We start from the raw sequence: 13,789 nt of genomic DNA, 5'->3' as shown, positions 1-13,789 counted from the left end.
CGCGGACGCGCGCGCTACAGCGTGACGGTGTTGCCCTTCTCCGGCACCACGACCTTCGCCGTCGCGCCTTCCATCGCCTGCACGAAGGCGTCGGGCGTCGGCGCGATGATCGGGAAGGTGCCCCAGTGGCAGGGGATCGCCGTCGTCACGCTCGGCAGGAAGCGCCGCACGGCCAGCGCGCCGCGCTTGCCGTCCATGGTGAAGCGGTCGCCCACCGGCACGATCGCGACCTTCGGCGCGTGCAGTTCCCCGATCAGCGCCATATCGGAGAAGATCTCGGTGTCGCCCATGTGATAGACGGTCGGCTCCGCCGCATCCTTCGGCGTCACCACGATGCCGCCGGGCAGGCCGAGATCCTGCGTGACGCCGTTCTCATCCATCACGGAGGAGGAGTGGAAGGCGATGGTGAGCGTCACGCTGAACTCGCCCTGGTCGGTGGTGCCGCCCGTGTTCATCGGGTCCATCGCCTTGAGGCCCTGGCGCGCGAGCCACATGCAGATCTCGTAGTTCGCCACCACCTTCGCGCCGGTGCGCTGCGAGATCGCCAGCGCATCGCCGACATGGTCGGCGTGGCCATGCGTGATCAGCACATGCGTGGCGCCGGCCGAGGCCTGCTCCGCATCGCCCTTGAAGGACGGGTTGCCGGTGAGGAAGGGGTCGATCAGCACGACCGACTTGCCGAATTCCAGCCGATACGCCGAATGGCCGAACCAGGTGAGCTTCATGGCTGCGTTCTCCCGAAAGCCGCGATGCGGGGTTCTAGCCGAGGCTGGTGGCGCCCCGTAAGCCGGACAGTGCCGCCCAGACGTTGCGCGGCGTCATCGGCAGCGCGACCGATGCTCCGCCGAGCGCATCACGCACGGCGTTCGCCACCGCGGCCGGCGCGCCATTGGTCGGCAACTCGCCCACGCCCTTGATGCCGAGCGCGTTGTTGGGGGAGGGCACCGGCGCCAGCACGTGCGGGAAATCCGGCAGGTCCGCGGCGCGCGGCATGGCGTAGTCCATCAGCGTCGCTGTCAGAAGCTGGCCGTCGGCGTCGTGGACGGCTTCCTCCAGCAGCGCGCCGCCGATGCCGGCAGCGAAGCCGCCGTGCAACTGGCCCGCGAGCAGCATCGGGTTGACCACGGTTCCGGCGTCCACCGCGGCGCTGAAGCGATCGAGCGTGACCGCACCCGTCTCCGCGTCAACCTCCACTTCCGCGACGGCGATTCCGGCGGGCCAGGTGACGACGGTGTCGGCGAAGTCGGCGCGTCCCTCGATCGTGCCGCCGCGCGCCGCGAGGTCGAACAGGCCGATGCGCCGGTCCGTGCCGGCCACGGCATAGGCGCCGTGCTGCCATTCGATGTCGGCCTTTGCGGCTTCCAGCGCCTCGGCCGCAGCGTCCATGCCGGCCTCGATCGCGGCCTCCGCGGCGCGCACGAAGGTGGTGCCGGAGACGATCGTGGAGGAGGAGCCGCCGGTGCCGCCGCCGCGCGGGATGGTCGCGCTGTCGCCCTGCAGGATGTGCACGCGCGCGGGCTCCACGCCGAAGGCGGCGGCCAGGACCTGCGCATAGGCCGTGGCATGGCCCTGGCCCTGGCTCTGCGTGCCGGTGCGCGCCGCGATGGTGCCGTCCGGCAGCACCTGCACGATGGAGGTCTCGTCACCCCAGCCGCCGGAGCCGTGCAGGTGGCAGGAAATCCCGCGGCCGCGCAGCATGCCGCGCGCTGCGCTGGCGGCGCGGCGTGCGGCGAAGCCGGCGTCATCCGCCGCCGCCAGCGCCGCATCCAGCAGCGCATGATAGTCGCCGCTATCGTAGGAAAAGCCGAGCGCGGTGCGATAGGGGAAGGCGTCGCGCGGCACCAGGTTCAGCCGGCGCAGCGCGACCGGATCGCGTCCCGTTTCGCGCGCCGCCTGGTCCACCGCGCCTTCCAGCAGCACCAGCGCCTCCGGCTTGCCGGCGCCGCGCACGGCATCCACCGGCACGGTGTTGGTGAAGGCGCAGCGCATGCGGATATGCGCGGTGGGGATGGCGTAGAGGCCGGTGATCACCTTCGCAAGGCCGCCGGTCGGGATGGAGGGCGTCACCGCGGAGACATAGGCGCCGAAATTCGCGATGGCCTCCACGCGCAGCGCCGTGAAGCGGCCTTCGGCATCCAGCGCAAGCGCGATCTCCGCAACCAGGTCGCGCGCATGCGTATCCGCCAGATGGTGCTCTGTGCGGTCCTGCACCCAGCGCACCGCGCGCCGCAGCCGGTCCGCGGCGAAGCAGACCAGCGTCTGCTCGGGATAGAGCGGCAGCTTTGGCCCGAAGCCGCCGCCCACATCCGGCGTCACCACGCGCAGCCTCTCGCGCGGCCAGCGCAGCACATGGTCGCAGAGCAGCCGGTGCAGCACATGCACGCCCTGGGACGGCGTGATCAGCGTCACCTGCCCGTGAGCCCATTCCGCCAGCGCCGCGCGGGTCTCGATATAGCCCGCGACGATGCGCGGCGAGCGGATCGCGACGCGCGTGACATGGGCGGCGCGCGCGAAGGCCGCGTCCACCGCTTCGGCATCGCCCTTGTGCCAGTCGCAGACCAGGTTGCCCGGTGCTTCCGCATGGATCGCCGGCGCGCCCTCGGCCAGCGCATCCTCCGGCCGGATCAGCGCCGGCAGGGGATTGTACTCCACCTCTACGGCCTCCGCCGCGTCGCGCGCCTGGTGCGCGGTCTCCGCCACCACCATCGCGACGATCTCGCCGACATGGCGCACGATGCCGGGCGCGATGGGCAGGCGCGGCGGCTCGGCATGGCGCCTGCCGGCGGGATCGAAGATCTCGGTCAGCGCGGGGCTGTGGCCGAGTGACGCGGTGTCCTCCGCGGTGAACACCGCGACGACGCCGGGCATCGCGCGCGCCGCATCGCTGTCCACGCGCAGCACGCGCGCATGCGCGTAAGGCGAGCGCAGGAACACCGCATGCAGCGCGCCGGCGGCGGGGAGATCAGACGTGAACCGCCCGCCGCCGGTCAGCAGCCGCGGATCCTCGAGCCGGCGGAGAGGCTGGCCGAGGCCAGGCAGCGCATCGAAGGCCATGATGGCCCGATGCTACCCCCGGACGCGGCTCAGCGCGAGCAGGCCGCGCCGCCCAGCACGCAGAAGCGCGCGCAATGCGGGTGGTTCAGCGCCACCGGCCGCATCGCCTCGGCCAGTGTCGCGCCGAGTTCGAATTGTGGATCATAGGGCAGCAGGGTGCAGGCCAGCACCGCCGGCCGCGCCGCGCCCTTGCGCTTCACCACCATGCGGGAGGAGGCGCACATCACGCTGTCCGGCGATTTGTGCAGGATGCCCCAGCACGCCTCCGTGATCTCCGGCACGTCGGCGCCTGCGTCCATTTCCGGGAACAGCATCAGCGCGACGGGATCGTCGGCATCCACGGGAATGCCATGCTGCGCGAACAGCCGCGCAAAGCCCGCGCGCATGCTGGCCTCGTCCTCGCCCCCGAAGCCGGCGCGGCCGGCGACATGCAGGCGGAAGCCCTGCGCCGCCAGCCACACCAAGCCTTCCAGCGTCCTCGCGTAGCTGCCCTCGCCGCGTTCCACGTCGTGATGCGCCGGCTCGTGGTGGTCCAGGCTGACGCGCAGGGTCAGACGCTCCGTCCCGAAGCGGTCGCGAAGCCGCAGCAGGCCGGCCGCATGGCGCCGCATCGGCTGCATCGCATTGGTCAGCACGATGGCGGCAAGCCCGGGCCTGGACAGCACCTCCGCCAGCATCGCCAGCAGGTCAGGGTTCATGAAGGGCTCGCCGCCGGTGAAGCCGACTTCCGCGAGCCCGTCGCCCCGCGCCGCGGCCTCGTCCAGGTAGGCCTTCACCTCCGCGGCGGAGATGTAGACCAGCGCGTCGTTGCGCGGGCTGCTCTCGATGTAGCAGTTGGCGCAGGTGATGTTGCACAGCGTGCCCGTGTTGATCCAGAGCGTCCGCAGGCCGGTGGGCGCCACCGCGGCGCGGCGTTCCCCCTTCGCGGTCAGGACGGGGTCGCGGAACTTGCCGGGGCTCAGGGGCGGCGGCGTCGCCAGGCTGCGGACGGACACGAATACTCCTGGGGCTGTCGGGCGCGTGTTCGCCGCGGGGTCACGCCAAGGTTACGCGCGGCGGGGCGGCGGCGGTCAATCCTCCGCCTCGCCGGGCACCTCGACCCGCTGGCCCAGCGTCTGGCGCACATAGAGCTTGCTCACCAGCACCACCGTCACCACGGTCAGCGGCGCCGCCATCAGCACGCCCCCGATCCCCAGCGCGGCGCCGGAGGCCACCACCGCGAAGAGCAGCAGGGCGGAGGGGATCGAAACCATGCGCTGGCTGAGCATCGGCGTCAGGATGTTGCCCTCCACCTGCTGCACGACGGTGTAGAGCGCCGCCGTCCAGGCCAGCATCTCCCAGCCCTCGTTGAAGGCCAGCAGCACGCCCGGCACCGCGCCGATGAAGGGCCCCAGCAGCGGCACGATGTTGACCATGCCCGCGAAAAGGCCAAGCGCCAGCGGCGCCGGCAGCCCGATCGCCCAGGCGCCCAGCCCTGTCAGCGTGCCGACGCCGGCCATCGCCGCAAGCTGCGCCAGCAGCCACAGCCGCAGCGCCCGCCCCGTGGCGTCCAGCGCATCACGTCCGCGTGCCTGCTGCGATTTAGGTAGCAGATGCGCCACGCCGCCCCGGTACAGCCGCGGATCGCTGGCGAAATAGATCCCGCCGACGATCACGATGGCCGCCCCCGCCAGCCAGTCCACCGCAGTCAGCGCCACGGAAGCGGCCTGGCGCGCGACCTGGCCGACCGTCGAGGCATCGGCCGCCGCGCCCGATTCGCCAGTGCCGGGGATCGGGATCTGCAGCCCGAATTCGCGCTCGATCGCCGCCGCCGCTTCCGGCAGGTTCTCAAGCAGCGTCATCACCTGGGCCTGCATCTCGCTGCCGACCAGGACCACGACCGTCGCAAGCGGCAGCCCGATCAGCAGGCAGGCAAGCGGCACCGCCAGACCCTTCGGGACCCGCAGCCGCCCATGCAGAGGCTCCGCCACGGCGCGGATCAGCACCGCCACCAGGATCGCCGCGAAGGCCAACAGAAGGGCCCCGCGCACCGTCCACAGGAACAGCAGCAGCACGATCACGCCTGCCACGATGAAGGTTCGGCGCAGAAACGCCACCTCGCCGCGCCACCGGTTCGGCGGCAGCGGCTCCCCGGCGCGCGGGGTATCGTCCCGCCGAGCCGCCATTTCCGCGTCATCCACGCTGCGCCTGTTCCCTTCCGGCTTCGCCTGCTCCAACGTGCAACGGCACCGGGCGTTCGGCGCCGCGCCCGGCAACCGGGATCCGCGGCATGAGCACACAATCCGACCAGCGACTCTTCGATGCCCTTGCCACGCTGTGCCGCGCCTGCGCGTCCGGCGAGGTGCCGCCGACGCCGGGCGAGGACGCCGATCCGCCCACGGCGCTCGATCCGGAAGCGCGCGGCGTGCTGGGCGAGGCTGCGCTGGCCGTCGCCTTCGGCGCCTTTGCCGAGCGCGGCGACGCGCATGGCCCGATGCAGGCGCTGCTCGCCGCGCTTGGCCTGCTTGCCGTGCATGCCGGCGAGGAACCGGACCCGCCTGCCGAGATCCTCGGCATCGCCGCGGAGGATGCGCGTGTGGAAGCCGAGGTGGATCGCGCCGGGGAGGCGCTGGACAGCGAATTCGGCCGCGCCGCCGATGCCGCCACGCTGACCGCCGCGCTGGAGGCGCGGATCCTCGGCGCCGCCATCACGCTCGCCGGCTGCACCCTGCCGGAGGGCGTGGAGGGGCAGGCCGCGATCCGCCTGCGGGCGGCGCGCAGCCTGGTGCGGCTGGCCGCCGGCCTGGTTGCGCTGAACGCGGTCGGCGCGCCGGGGAAAGGCCCGGGCTGAGCGCCCTCCAGCCCCGGCCATGACCCAGCCGGGCGCCGCGCCGCGTGACGAGCCGATGCGCGGCATACCCCTGCTGCTCTCGGCCATCGCACTGTTCTCCGTCTCCGACGCGCTGGCCAAGCATCTCGGCGAGACGCTGCCGCCGGTGGAGATCGCCTGGCTGCGCTATGCCGCCTTCCTGGCGCTGGCCGCCATCCCGCTGATGCGCCGCGGCGGCAGCGCGGTGCTCGCCTCCCGCGTGCCGATCCTGCAGATCCTGCGCGGCCTGACCGTGGTAGGTTCGGCGGTCGCCTTCATAGTCGCGCTGCGCTTCCTGCCTCTGGCCGAGGCGACGGCGATCAATTTCGTCTCCCCCGCCTTCGTCACCGTGCTCAGCGTCATCTTCCTGGCCGAGCGCGTGGGCTGGCGCCGCTGGTCGGCGATCGGCGTGGGGATGCTGGGCATGCTCATCATCGTCCGCCCCGGCGCGGAGGCCTTCCGGGTGGAGGCGCTGCTGCCCATGCTCTCCTCCGCCGCCTGGGCCTGCGCGGTGATCGCGACGCGGCGGATCGGCACGCAGGACGACACCGCGACAACGCTGTTCTGGACCGCCGCGACCGGCTTCGTGGTGCTGAGCCTGCTGCTACCCTTCGACGCGGTGGTGCCGGATGCGGCGCAGGTGGGGATCGGCCTGCTGATCGGCCTGGTGTCCTCCATCGCGCAGTATCTGGTCGTGCTCGCCTATCGTGCCGCGCCGGCCTCGGTGCTCGCGCCCTTTTCCTATGTGCAGTTGGTGTTCTCCGGCCTGCTCGGCCTGTTCGTCTTCGGCACCGTGCCGGACCGCTATACGCTGCTGGGTGCGGCGGTGATCGCTGCGAGCGGGCTCTACATGGCGCATCGCGAGCGGGTGCGCGCGAAGGCGGCCCGCGCGGCGTAAGGGGAACTACGGACGGCCTCTGAGCGATAGGCTGTTGCGTGCGCGTGTCGTGCCGCGCCTGGGGAGGGTCCGCCTTGTCCGCGACCGGAGCGGCGCGACGCCGGCCGCTGGTGCCACGGATGCTCGAGAGGATCGGCGCACCGCCGCGGCGCGGCGCGCAGGTGGCGTTGGCCACGGCCGCGCTGGCCCTGGGCGTGGTAACCGAGGCCGCGACTCGCCGGGTGTGGCGGCTTGGCACCGTGCGGCAGGAATTCCGCCGCGAATTGCGCCTGGCCATGCTCGGCGGGCTGATGACGGCGATCGCCACCGGCGTGATCGTGGGTCTCGGCATCGTATTCCAGGCGATATCCTGGCTCGCCTATGTCGGGCAGGAAGGGCTTGCCGGCGGCATCCTGGTGACGGTGCTGGTGCGGGAGACGGCGCCCGTGCTGGTCGGGCTGATCCTGCTGGGGCGCAGCGGCACGGTCGCCGTGGTGGAATTCGGCGCGATCAAGGCAGCCGGCCAGCTCAACCTGCTGGAGGCGCAAGGCATCGATCCCTTCACGCTGCTGGTGCTGCCGCGCGTCGCCGCCATGGCGATCGCCGGCTTCGCGCTCGGCGTCTTCTTCCTGCTGGCCGCGCTCGGCAGCGGGTGGCTGGCGGCGGAGGTGCTCGGCCTGCGCCATCCCGGTGCCTTCGCCCTGGCCGGCGAGGTGATTGCGGCCACGCAGCGCCGCGACTTCGTGCTGTTCGCCGTGAAGCTCGTGCTGATCGGCAGCCTCGTGGCGCTGACCTCCGCGATCACAGGCATGTCGGCGACGCGGCGCGACACGCCTTCCTACCTGCTCCCGCGTGGCTTCGTGCGCGGCGTCCTCGCCGTGCTGCTGGCCAGCACGCTGCTCACCATGGCCTTCTCGTGAGCGCGCCCGTGCTGGACATCGCCGACGCGGTCCCTGCGGAGGCCGAGGAGTCCGCTCTGGTCGGCCCGATCAGGCTGCACCTGGATGCCGGCGAACTGGCGCTGGTCGAGGCGCCGGACGCCGACCAGGCGCGCGCGCTGATCGGCCTCTGCGCCGGGCTTCCCGCCCTGCGATCCGGCAGGGTCACGCTGTTCGGCGAGACGATCGCCACGCTGCCACGGCGTCAGGCGGAGGCGCTGCGCGGCCGCATCGGCATCGCGCCGGCCGCGGATGGCTGGCTGCCGCACCTGGACATGGAGCTGGGCATGCTGCTGGCCTGCCGCCACCACGGCACGCGCCCTGCGGAGGAACTCAGGGCGGAAGCGGCGGCGCTGGCGCGCGACTTCGGCCTCGATGGCATCCCGGACGCGACGCCGCACGAGTTGTCGCGCCTGGACCTCGCCCGCGCCGGCTGTGCGCGCGCCTTTCTGCAGCATCCCGCGCTGCTGCTGCTGGAAAGCCCACGCGACGCCGAATCGGCCGAAGCTCTGGCGGAGCCGCTGCGCCGCAAGCTGCAGCGCGCCCTTGGCGAAGGGGTCGCCGCGATCTGGCTGAGCCGCTCGCGCCTGGCCTGGGACGGCCCGGCGCTGCGAGGGGCGCGCCGCCTCTGCCTGAGCGCCGAGGGGCTCGCGCCAGCATGACGGAGGAGGATCGGGTCCGGCTGCGGCATACGGATCGCTGGGTCGGCGCGCTGGTGCTGCTCGCCGTCGCGATCTTCCTCGGCGCAGCGATCCAGCGCAGCGTCATCACGCAGTTCTTCGCCGGCGGCGAGGAGCTGACGGTGTTGATGCCGGAGGAAGGCGGCCTCGCCGGCCTGTCCGAAGGCAGCGAGGCGGAGGTGCTGGGCATCCGCGTCGGCGCCGTGCGTCGCATCATCGTCGCGCCCGAGGGGCGCATCCGCGCGGAGCTGCGCATCGACGACCAGGCGAAGGTCTTCATCCGCACCGACAGCGTCGCGACCATCCGAAAGCGGTTCGGTGTTGCCGGACCGGCCTATCTCGACATCGCCCGCGGAGAGGCGGCGCCGCTCGACTGGAGCGGCAATCCCGTGATCGAGGCGCAGGTGGAGGAAGCCGCAACCGCCACCGCCGGCGCGCTGCTGGAGGAGCTGCGCAACCGCGTGGTGCCCGTGTTCGACGACCTGCAGCGCGGTACCCGCGCCTTCTCGGAGGTCGCGGCCCGGCTGGAGCGCGGCGAGGGCACCGTCGGCCGGCTGCTGTCGGACCGGACCATCGCCGACCAGGCCGAGGAAGCGGCGCGCCGCGTCAACGGCATGCTGGAAACGCTCGATGCCACGGCGCAGCAGCTTCGCGGCATGGCGGCGCAACTCGCCGGGGAAGGGGAGGCGGAAGGCATCCCTGCGCTGGTCGCCCGCGCCAACGAGACGATGGCCGCGCTGGAACGCGCGAGCGAGGCGATCGCGGGCGCAACCCCGGGCGTCACGCGCATCGTGCGCAATGTGGAGCGCGCGTCTCAGCCGCTGCCGGCGGCGGTGGTGCAGTTGCAGCAGACCGCTCGCAGCGTCGAGCAGCTTGCCAGCCAGCTTCGCGGCAATTGGCTGCTGGGCGGCGCCGGCGCGCGCGGTCAGGCGGAACAGCTTCGGCCGCCCGCCGACCGGGTGCGGCCGTGATCCGCGGGCTTCCCGCGCTGCTGCTGGCCTGCACGCTGCTGGCCGGCTGCGGCGGCGGTGCGCAGCAAGCCACGACCGACGCCTCGCAGGACGAGGTGCTGACGCGGCTCGCGCGCGCCGGCCGCGACGCGCTGGAGCTCGACCAGCCCGAAAGCGCCGCGCGGCTCTACGCCGATGCCCTGGAACGCGCGCGGGAACGCGACGATGCCGAGGCCATCGCGGACACCGGCTTCGGTCAGGCGACGGCGCTGCTGGCGCAGGGCGATGCGGCGGGCGCGCTGCGCGTCGCCCGCGACGTGCGCGCCGATCTCGCCCGGCGCGGCCGTACGGACGTGCCGCGGCTGATGCTGGTGGAGGCGACCGCGCTTCACCGCCTGCGCCGCGACAACGAGGCCAGGCCGATCGCCGCCGCCGTTACAACGCGTGCGCAGGAAGACGCGGCGGCCGCGTTGCGCGCCTGGTTCCTGCTGGGGCTGATCGCCGCCGGCCAGGGCGACGCCGCAGGGCTGGATGCTGCCATCGCCGCGCTGCAGGGCGCGGCGCAGCCGGCCTTCCAGGCCGACGCGGTGGAGCTTGCGGCGCATCGCGCGCTGCTGGCGCGCGAGGACCGGCGCGCGGCGGCGCTGGCGGCGCAGGCCGCCACGCTGCGGCAGGATGCACTGGATTACCGCGGCGTCTCGCGCGCTCTGGCGCTGGAAGGCGAGGCGCGGTCCCGGCTGGGCGAGCGCGCCGAAGCCGCCGACCTGCTGCTGCGCGCCGGACAGAGCGCGGCGACGCGCGGCGAACGCGCCGATGCGCGGCGCTGGCTGGACCAGGCGGCGCGGCTGGCGCAGGCCGCCGGGCGGCCGCAATTGCGGGCGGAGGCACGCCGCAGCGCCGCTTCCCTGGCGCGGGCAAACTAGCCGCATTGCATGCAGCGGACCCGTGATGGTATGCGCCGGTTAAGGAACTGGGCCGACGCGGAGGGCCTCGCCTGCCCGCGTCACGGCTCCGTTGCATGCAAGGCCGCAGGACGGCCGAAGGAGGAAGCCCATGCCCGGCACCATGCCGCCCTTCCGCGCCGACCATGTCGGCAGCCTGCTGCGCCCCATCCCGCTGCGCGAGGCGCGTGCCGCCCGGGCCGCCGGCACCATCTCCGCCGAGGCGCTGCGCGAGGTGGAGGACCGCTTCATCCGCGATGTCATCGCCCAGCAGAAGGCGGTGGGGCTGAAGGCGGTGACGGATGGCGAATACCGCCGCGCGTTCTGGCATTTCGACTTCCTCGCCAGGCTCGGCGGCGTCGAGATGTACGAGAGCGACCAGGGCATCCAGTTCAAGGGCGGCCAGACCAAGGCCTATGGGCTGAAGGTGACGGACCGCATCCACTATGCCGGCCATCCCTTCGTGCAGGATTTTGCGTTCGTGCGCGACAATGCCGGCGGCGCGGTGCCGAAGATCACCATCCCCTCGCCAAGCGTCCTGCATTTCCGCGGCGGAAGGCGCGCGGTGGACACCCACACCTATCCGGAGATGGACGGCTTCTTCGCCGATCTCGGCGCGGCCTATCACGACGCGGTGCAGGATTTCGCGAAGGCGGGCTGCCGCTACCTGCAACTGGATGAGGTGAACATCGCCTATCTCTGCGACCCTGAGCAGATTGCCGGGCTGAAGGCGCGCGGCGAGGAAACGGAGGGGCTGCTGCAGAAATACGCCGCCCTGATCAACCGCGCGATCGACGGCAGGCCGCAGGACATGGTGGTCTCCATGCATCTCTGCCGCGGCAATTTCCGCTCCATGCACATCGCCTCAGGCGGCTACGACCCGGTCGCGGAGGTGCTGTTCAACGGCATCAATGTGGATGCCTACTTCATGGAGTACGATGACGAGCGCTCCGGCAGCTTCGCGCCGCTGCGCTTCCTGCCGAAGGGCAAGACGGTCGTGCTGGGCATCGTCACCTCCAAGCGCGGCGACCTGGAATCCAAGGACCTGCTGAAGCGCCGCATCGAGGAGGCGGCGAAATACGCGCCGCTCGACCAGCTCGCCCTCAGCCCGCAATGCGGCTTCGCCTCCACCGAGGAAGGCAACGTGCTGACGGTCGAGGAGCAATGGGCCAAGCTGCGCCGCTGCGTGGAAGTGGCGGAGGAGGTCTGGGGCAGCCTGTAGCGAACCTTCCCGTCTCGCCCGGCGCCTCCCTCCCCTGCGAAGCGGGGGAGGGATGGGGTGAGGGCACGGACCACTTCGCCCATCGTCGAGTGCGAACCCTCGCAGAATCCTGACCCTCCCCCGCGCGCAGGCGAGGGAGTAGCCTCGCGGGTGAGGGGGACCACCGCATGAGCCTTGCCACCGACCGCGAACTGGAATCGCTGCTCACAGATCTCGTCATCGCCAACCGCATCCTCGCCCGCGAGGATGTCGTGGACGATTTCGGCCATGTGTCCGTCCGCGACCCGCGCGACCCCTCGCGCTTCTGGCTCTCGCGCTCGCGCAGCCCGGAGGTCGTCTCGCGCGACGACCTCATCCGCTTCGACCTCGAGGCGACGCCCGAGAATGCCGGCCATCGCCGCCCGTATCTCGAAACGGTGCTGCATGCCCGCATCTTCGCCGTGCGGCCCGACGTCAACTGCGTGGTGCATCACCACGCCCGCCCGGTGCTGCCCTTCACCGTCACGCAGCGTCCGCTGCGCCCGGTCTTCCACATGGGCTCGGTGATCGGCGCCACGATCCCGCTCTGGGACAGCCAGGACGAGTTCGGCGACACCAACATGCTGATCGACACCATCCCCAAGGCCGACAGCCTGGCGAAGGCGCTGGGTCCGCACAGCTGCGCGCTGCTGCGGCGCCACGGTGCGGTCTGCGTCGGCGCCTCGATCCCCGAGGCCTGCTTCGTCTCCATCTACATGAAGGAGAATGCCGAGCTGCAATACGCGGCCGAGGCGCTGGGCGGCGCGGTGGACTATCTGACGCCCGGCGAGATCGCCAAGACCGGCGCGATGCTGCGCACCGAGCGCCCGTTGCGCCGAAGCTGGGACTACCGCGTGGCGCGCGCCGGCTTCGCCGGGCTTTGACCGCCGCGCCTGCCGCGCCGCCGGGCTCGCGGCGCGTCGTCGTCGCGCTCGGCACGACGCAGACGCTGGCCTGGGCGTGCAGCTACTACCTGCCGGCGATTCTGGCGGCGCCGATGGCGGAGTCGCTCGGCCTGCCCGCCTCCTGGGTTTTCGGCGCGTTCTCGGGCGCGCTGCTGCTCTCCGCGGTGCTCGGCCCCTGGGTCGGCCGCGTGATCGACCGGAGCGGCGGGCGCGTCGTGCTGGTCGCTTCGAATTTCGTGCTCGCCGCCGGGCTCGTCCTGCTCGCGCTCGCGCAGGGCCCGGCGATGATGATCGCGGGCTGGCTCGTACTCGGGCTCGGCATCGCGCTCGGCCTCTACGATTCCGCCTTCGCCACCCTGGCGGGCCTGTATGGCCGCGCGGCGCGCGGGCCGATCACCGGCATCACGCTGATCGCAGGCTTCGCCAGCACCGTCGGCTGGCCGCTCTCGGCGCTGATGACGGAAGCCTGGGGCTGGCGCGGCGCCTGCCTCGGCTGGGCGGCGCTCAACCTGCTCGTCGCGCTGCCGATCAACCGCTTCCTGCTGCCCGCCGCGCCGCCACCGGAAAAGAAGCTTGTGCAGGAAGACGCCGAGGCCGCGCCGGCCCCGCGCTTCGCCATGCCATTGCTGGCCTTCGTCTTCGCCGCGACCTGGGCGGTGGCCGGCGCGATGGCTGCGCATCTTCCGGCGCTGCTGCAGGCGACCGGCGCCAGCGCAGCCGCGGCGATCGCGGCAGCGGCGCTGGTCGGACCGGCGCAGGTCGCAGCACGCGTGCTGGAATTCGGCCTGCTCGGCCGCTTCCATCCGTTGGTCTCCGGGCGGCTGGCGACGCTCGGCCATCCGCTCGGCGCCGCCGCGCTGCTGCTGTTCGGGCCGGTCGCGGCGCCGGCCTTCACCGTGCTGCACGGCATGGGCAACGGCATCATGACGATCGTGAAGGGCACGCTGCCGCTCGCGATATTCGGTCCCGTCGGCTACGGCGCGCGGCAGGGACTGCTCTCAGCGCCCTCGCGCTTCCTTCAGGCACTGTCGCCCTTCGCCTTCGGCCTGCTGCTGGAACGCGCCTCGGTCGGCGCCGCGCTGGCACTGACCTCGGGCCTCTGCCTGGCGGCCTTCGTCGCGATGATGCTGTTGCGGGCGCCGGTTACGCGACCGGCCGCGGGGTCGTCGGGCCGGGGGGCGTGATTGGCGGGATTTCCTGCGGCGTCGCCGGCGGCGTGATCTCGGGGCCGGGTTGCGGCGGCGTCACCGGGGGCAGGCCCGGCAGTTCCGGCCCGGGTCCGGGCGGCGGCTGCACCGGCGGCGTCTCGACGGGCGGTTCAGGGGGCGGGGCCGGGACTTCCGGCGTCGGATCGGA

At 72.4% G+C, this 13,789-nt stretch carries 13 protein-coding genes; 9 read left to right on the top strand and 4 right to left on the bottom strand.

Annotation, left to right across the window (positions count from 1 at the left end):
* Positions 1 to 14 precede the first annotated feature (14 nt).
* The 4 genes from E4T13_RS10185 to E4T13_RS10170 form a co-directional block, all read right to left on the bottom strand.
* Entirely contained in the window at positions 15 to 725 is a 711-nt protein-coding gene (locus tag E4T13_RS10185; RefSeq protein ID WP_137178155.1) for a metal-dependent hydrolase, read from the bottom strand.
* A 34-nt stretch (positions 726 to 759) separates the two neighbouring features.
* The gene (locus E4T13_RS10180) at positions 760 to 3,054 is read right to left on the bottom strand and encodes a xanthine dehydrogenase family protein molybdopterin-binding subunit (RefSeq protein WP_137178154.1); all 2,295 of its coding nucleotides are present in this window, start codon (positions 3,052 to 3,054) and stop codon (positions 760 to 762) included.
* 29 nt (positions 3,055 to 3,083) lie between these two features.
* Complete coding sequence (locus tag E4T13_RS10175) at positions 3,084 to 4,049, bottom strand: radical SAM protein (protein WP_170984914.1); 966 nt, start codon at positions 4,047 to 4,049, stop codon at positions 3,084 to 3,086.
* A gap of 75 nt (positions 4,050 to 4,124) precedes the next feature.
* A complete protein-coding gene (locus E4T13_RS10170; RefSeq protein ID WP_137178153.1) occupies positions 4,125 to 5,234 on the bottom strand; it encodes an AI-2E family transporter in 1,110 nt (369 codons plus the stop codon).
* A gap of 89 nt (positions 5,235 to 5,323) precedes the next feature.
* Between E4T13_RS10170 and E4T13_RS10165 the strand changes: the two genes are divergently transcribed.
* From E4T13_RS10165 to E4T13_RS10125, 9 genes are all read left to right on the top strand, one after another.
* Positions 5,324 to 5,884, top strand: a complete 561-nt coding sequence (locus E4T13_RS10165; RefSeq protein ID WP_137178152.1) for a hypothetical protein — start codon at positions 5,324 to 5,326, stop codon at positions 5,882 to 5,884.
* A gap of 19 nt (positions 5,885 to 5,903) precedes the next feature.
* Complete coding sequence (locus tag E4T13_RS10160) at positions 5,904 to 6,800, top strand: DMT family transporter (RefSeq protein WP_137178151.1); 897 nt, start codon at positions 5,904 to 5,906, stop codon at positions 6,798 to 6,800.
* A gap of 74 nt (positions 6,801 to 6,874) precedes the next feature.
* Positions 6,875 to 7,699, top strand: coding sequence for an ABC transporter permease (locus E4T13_RS10155; protein WP_137178150.1), 825 nt, complete (start codon positions 6,875 to 6,877; stop codon positions 7,697 to 7,699).
* Positions 7,696 to 8,379 carry a hypothetical protein gene (locus tag E4T13_RS10150; RefSeq protein ID WP_137178149.1) on the top strand — a complete coding sequence of 228 codons (684 nt, stop codon included), beginning with the start codon at positions 7,696 to 7,698 and terminating at the stop codon, positions 8,377 to 8,379. The genes E4T13_RS10155 and E4T13_RS10150 overlap by 4 nt, the downstream gene beginning before the upstream one ends.
* A complete protein-coding gene (locus E4T13_RS10145; RefSeq protein ID WP_137178148.1) occupies positions 8,376 to 9,368 on the top strand; it encodes an MlaD family protein in 993 nt (330 codons plus the stop codon). Before E4T13_RS10150 ends, E4T13_RS10145 begins: the two co-directional genes overlap by 4 nt.
* Positions 9,365 to 10,270 carry a hypothetical protein gene (locus E4T13_RS10140; protein ID WP_137178147.1) on the top strand — a complete coding sequence of 302 codons (906 nt, stop codon included), beginning with the start codon at positions 9,365 to 9,367 and terminating at the stop codon, positions 10,268 to 10,270. The genes E4T13_RS10145 and E4T13_RS10140 overlap by 4 nt, the downstream gene beginning before the upstream one ends.
* A gap of 130 nt (positions 10,271 to 10,400) precedes the next feature.
* Positions 10,401 to 11,510, top strand: coding sequence for a 5-methyltetrahydropteroyltriglutamate--homocysteine S-methyltransferase (locus tag E4T13_RS10135; RefSeq protein ID WP_137178146.1), 1,110 nt, complete (start codon positions 10,401 to 10,403; stop codon positions 11,508 to 11,510).
* A 167-nt stretch (positions 11,511 to 11,677) separates the two neighbouring features.
* On the top strand, positions 11,678 to 12,412 hold the full coding sequence (locus E4T13_RS10130; protein ID WP_137178145.1) for a class II aldolase/adducin family protein: 735 nt from the start codon (positions 11,678 to 11,680) through the stop codon (positions 12,410 to 12,412).
* Complete coding sequence (locus E4T13_RS10125; protein WP_240791071.1) at positions 12,409 to 13,617, top strand: MFS transporter; 1,209 nt, start codon at positions 12,409 to 12,411, stop codon at positions 13,615 to 13,617. Before E4T13_RS10130 ends, E4T13_RS10125 begins: the two co-directional genes overlap by 4 nt.
* The last annotated feature ends 172 nt before the right edge of the window (positions 13,618 to 13,789 follow it).

The organism is Roseomonas sp. AR75, assembly GCF_005222815.1.
Taxonomy (GTDB): Bacteria; Pseudomonadota; Alphaproteobacteria; order Acetobacterales; family Acetobacteraceae; genus Falsiroseomonas.
The sequence above is the reverse complement of the archived record's forward strand: the minus strand, read 5'-3'. Positions and strand labels throughout refer to the sequence as shown.

Bases quoted from the DNA above. Each gene is read 5' to 3' on its own strand.
- E4T13_RS10160 (WP_137178151.1), top strand. From the start codon at position 5,904: ATGACCCAGCCGGGCGCCGCGCCGCGTGACGAGCCGATGCGCGGCATA.
- E4T13_RS10185 (WP_137178155.1), bottom strand. From the start codon at position 725: ATGAAGCTCACCTGGTTCGGCCATTCGGCGTATCGGCTGGAATTCGGC.
- E4T13_RS10165 (WP_137178152.1), top strand. From the start codon at position 5,324: ATGAGCACACAATCCGACCAGCGACTCTTCGATGCCCTTGCCACGCTG.
- E4T13_RS10135 (WP_137178146.1), top strand. From the start codon at position 10,401: ATGCCCGGCACCATGCCGCCCTTCCGCGCCGACCATGTCGGCAGCCTG.
- E4T13_RS10180 (WP_137178154.1), bottom strand. From the start codon at position 3,054: ATGGCCTTCGATGCGCTGCCTGGCCTCGGCCAGCCTCTCCGCCGGCTC.
- E4T13_RS10145 (WP_137178148.1), top strand. From the start codon at position 8,376: ATGACGGAGGAGGATCGGGTCCGGCTGCGGCATACGGATCGCTGGGTC.
- E4T13_RS10130 (WP_137178145.1), top strand. From the start codon at position 11,678: ATGAGCCTTGCCACCGACCGCGAACTGGAATCGCTGCTCACAGATCTC.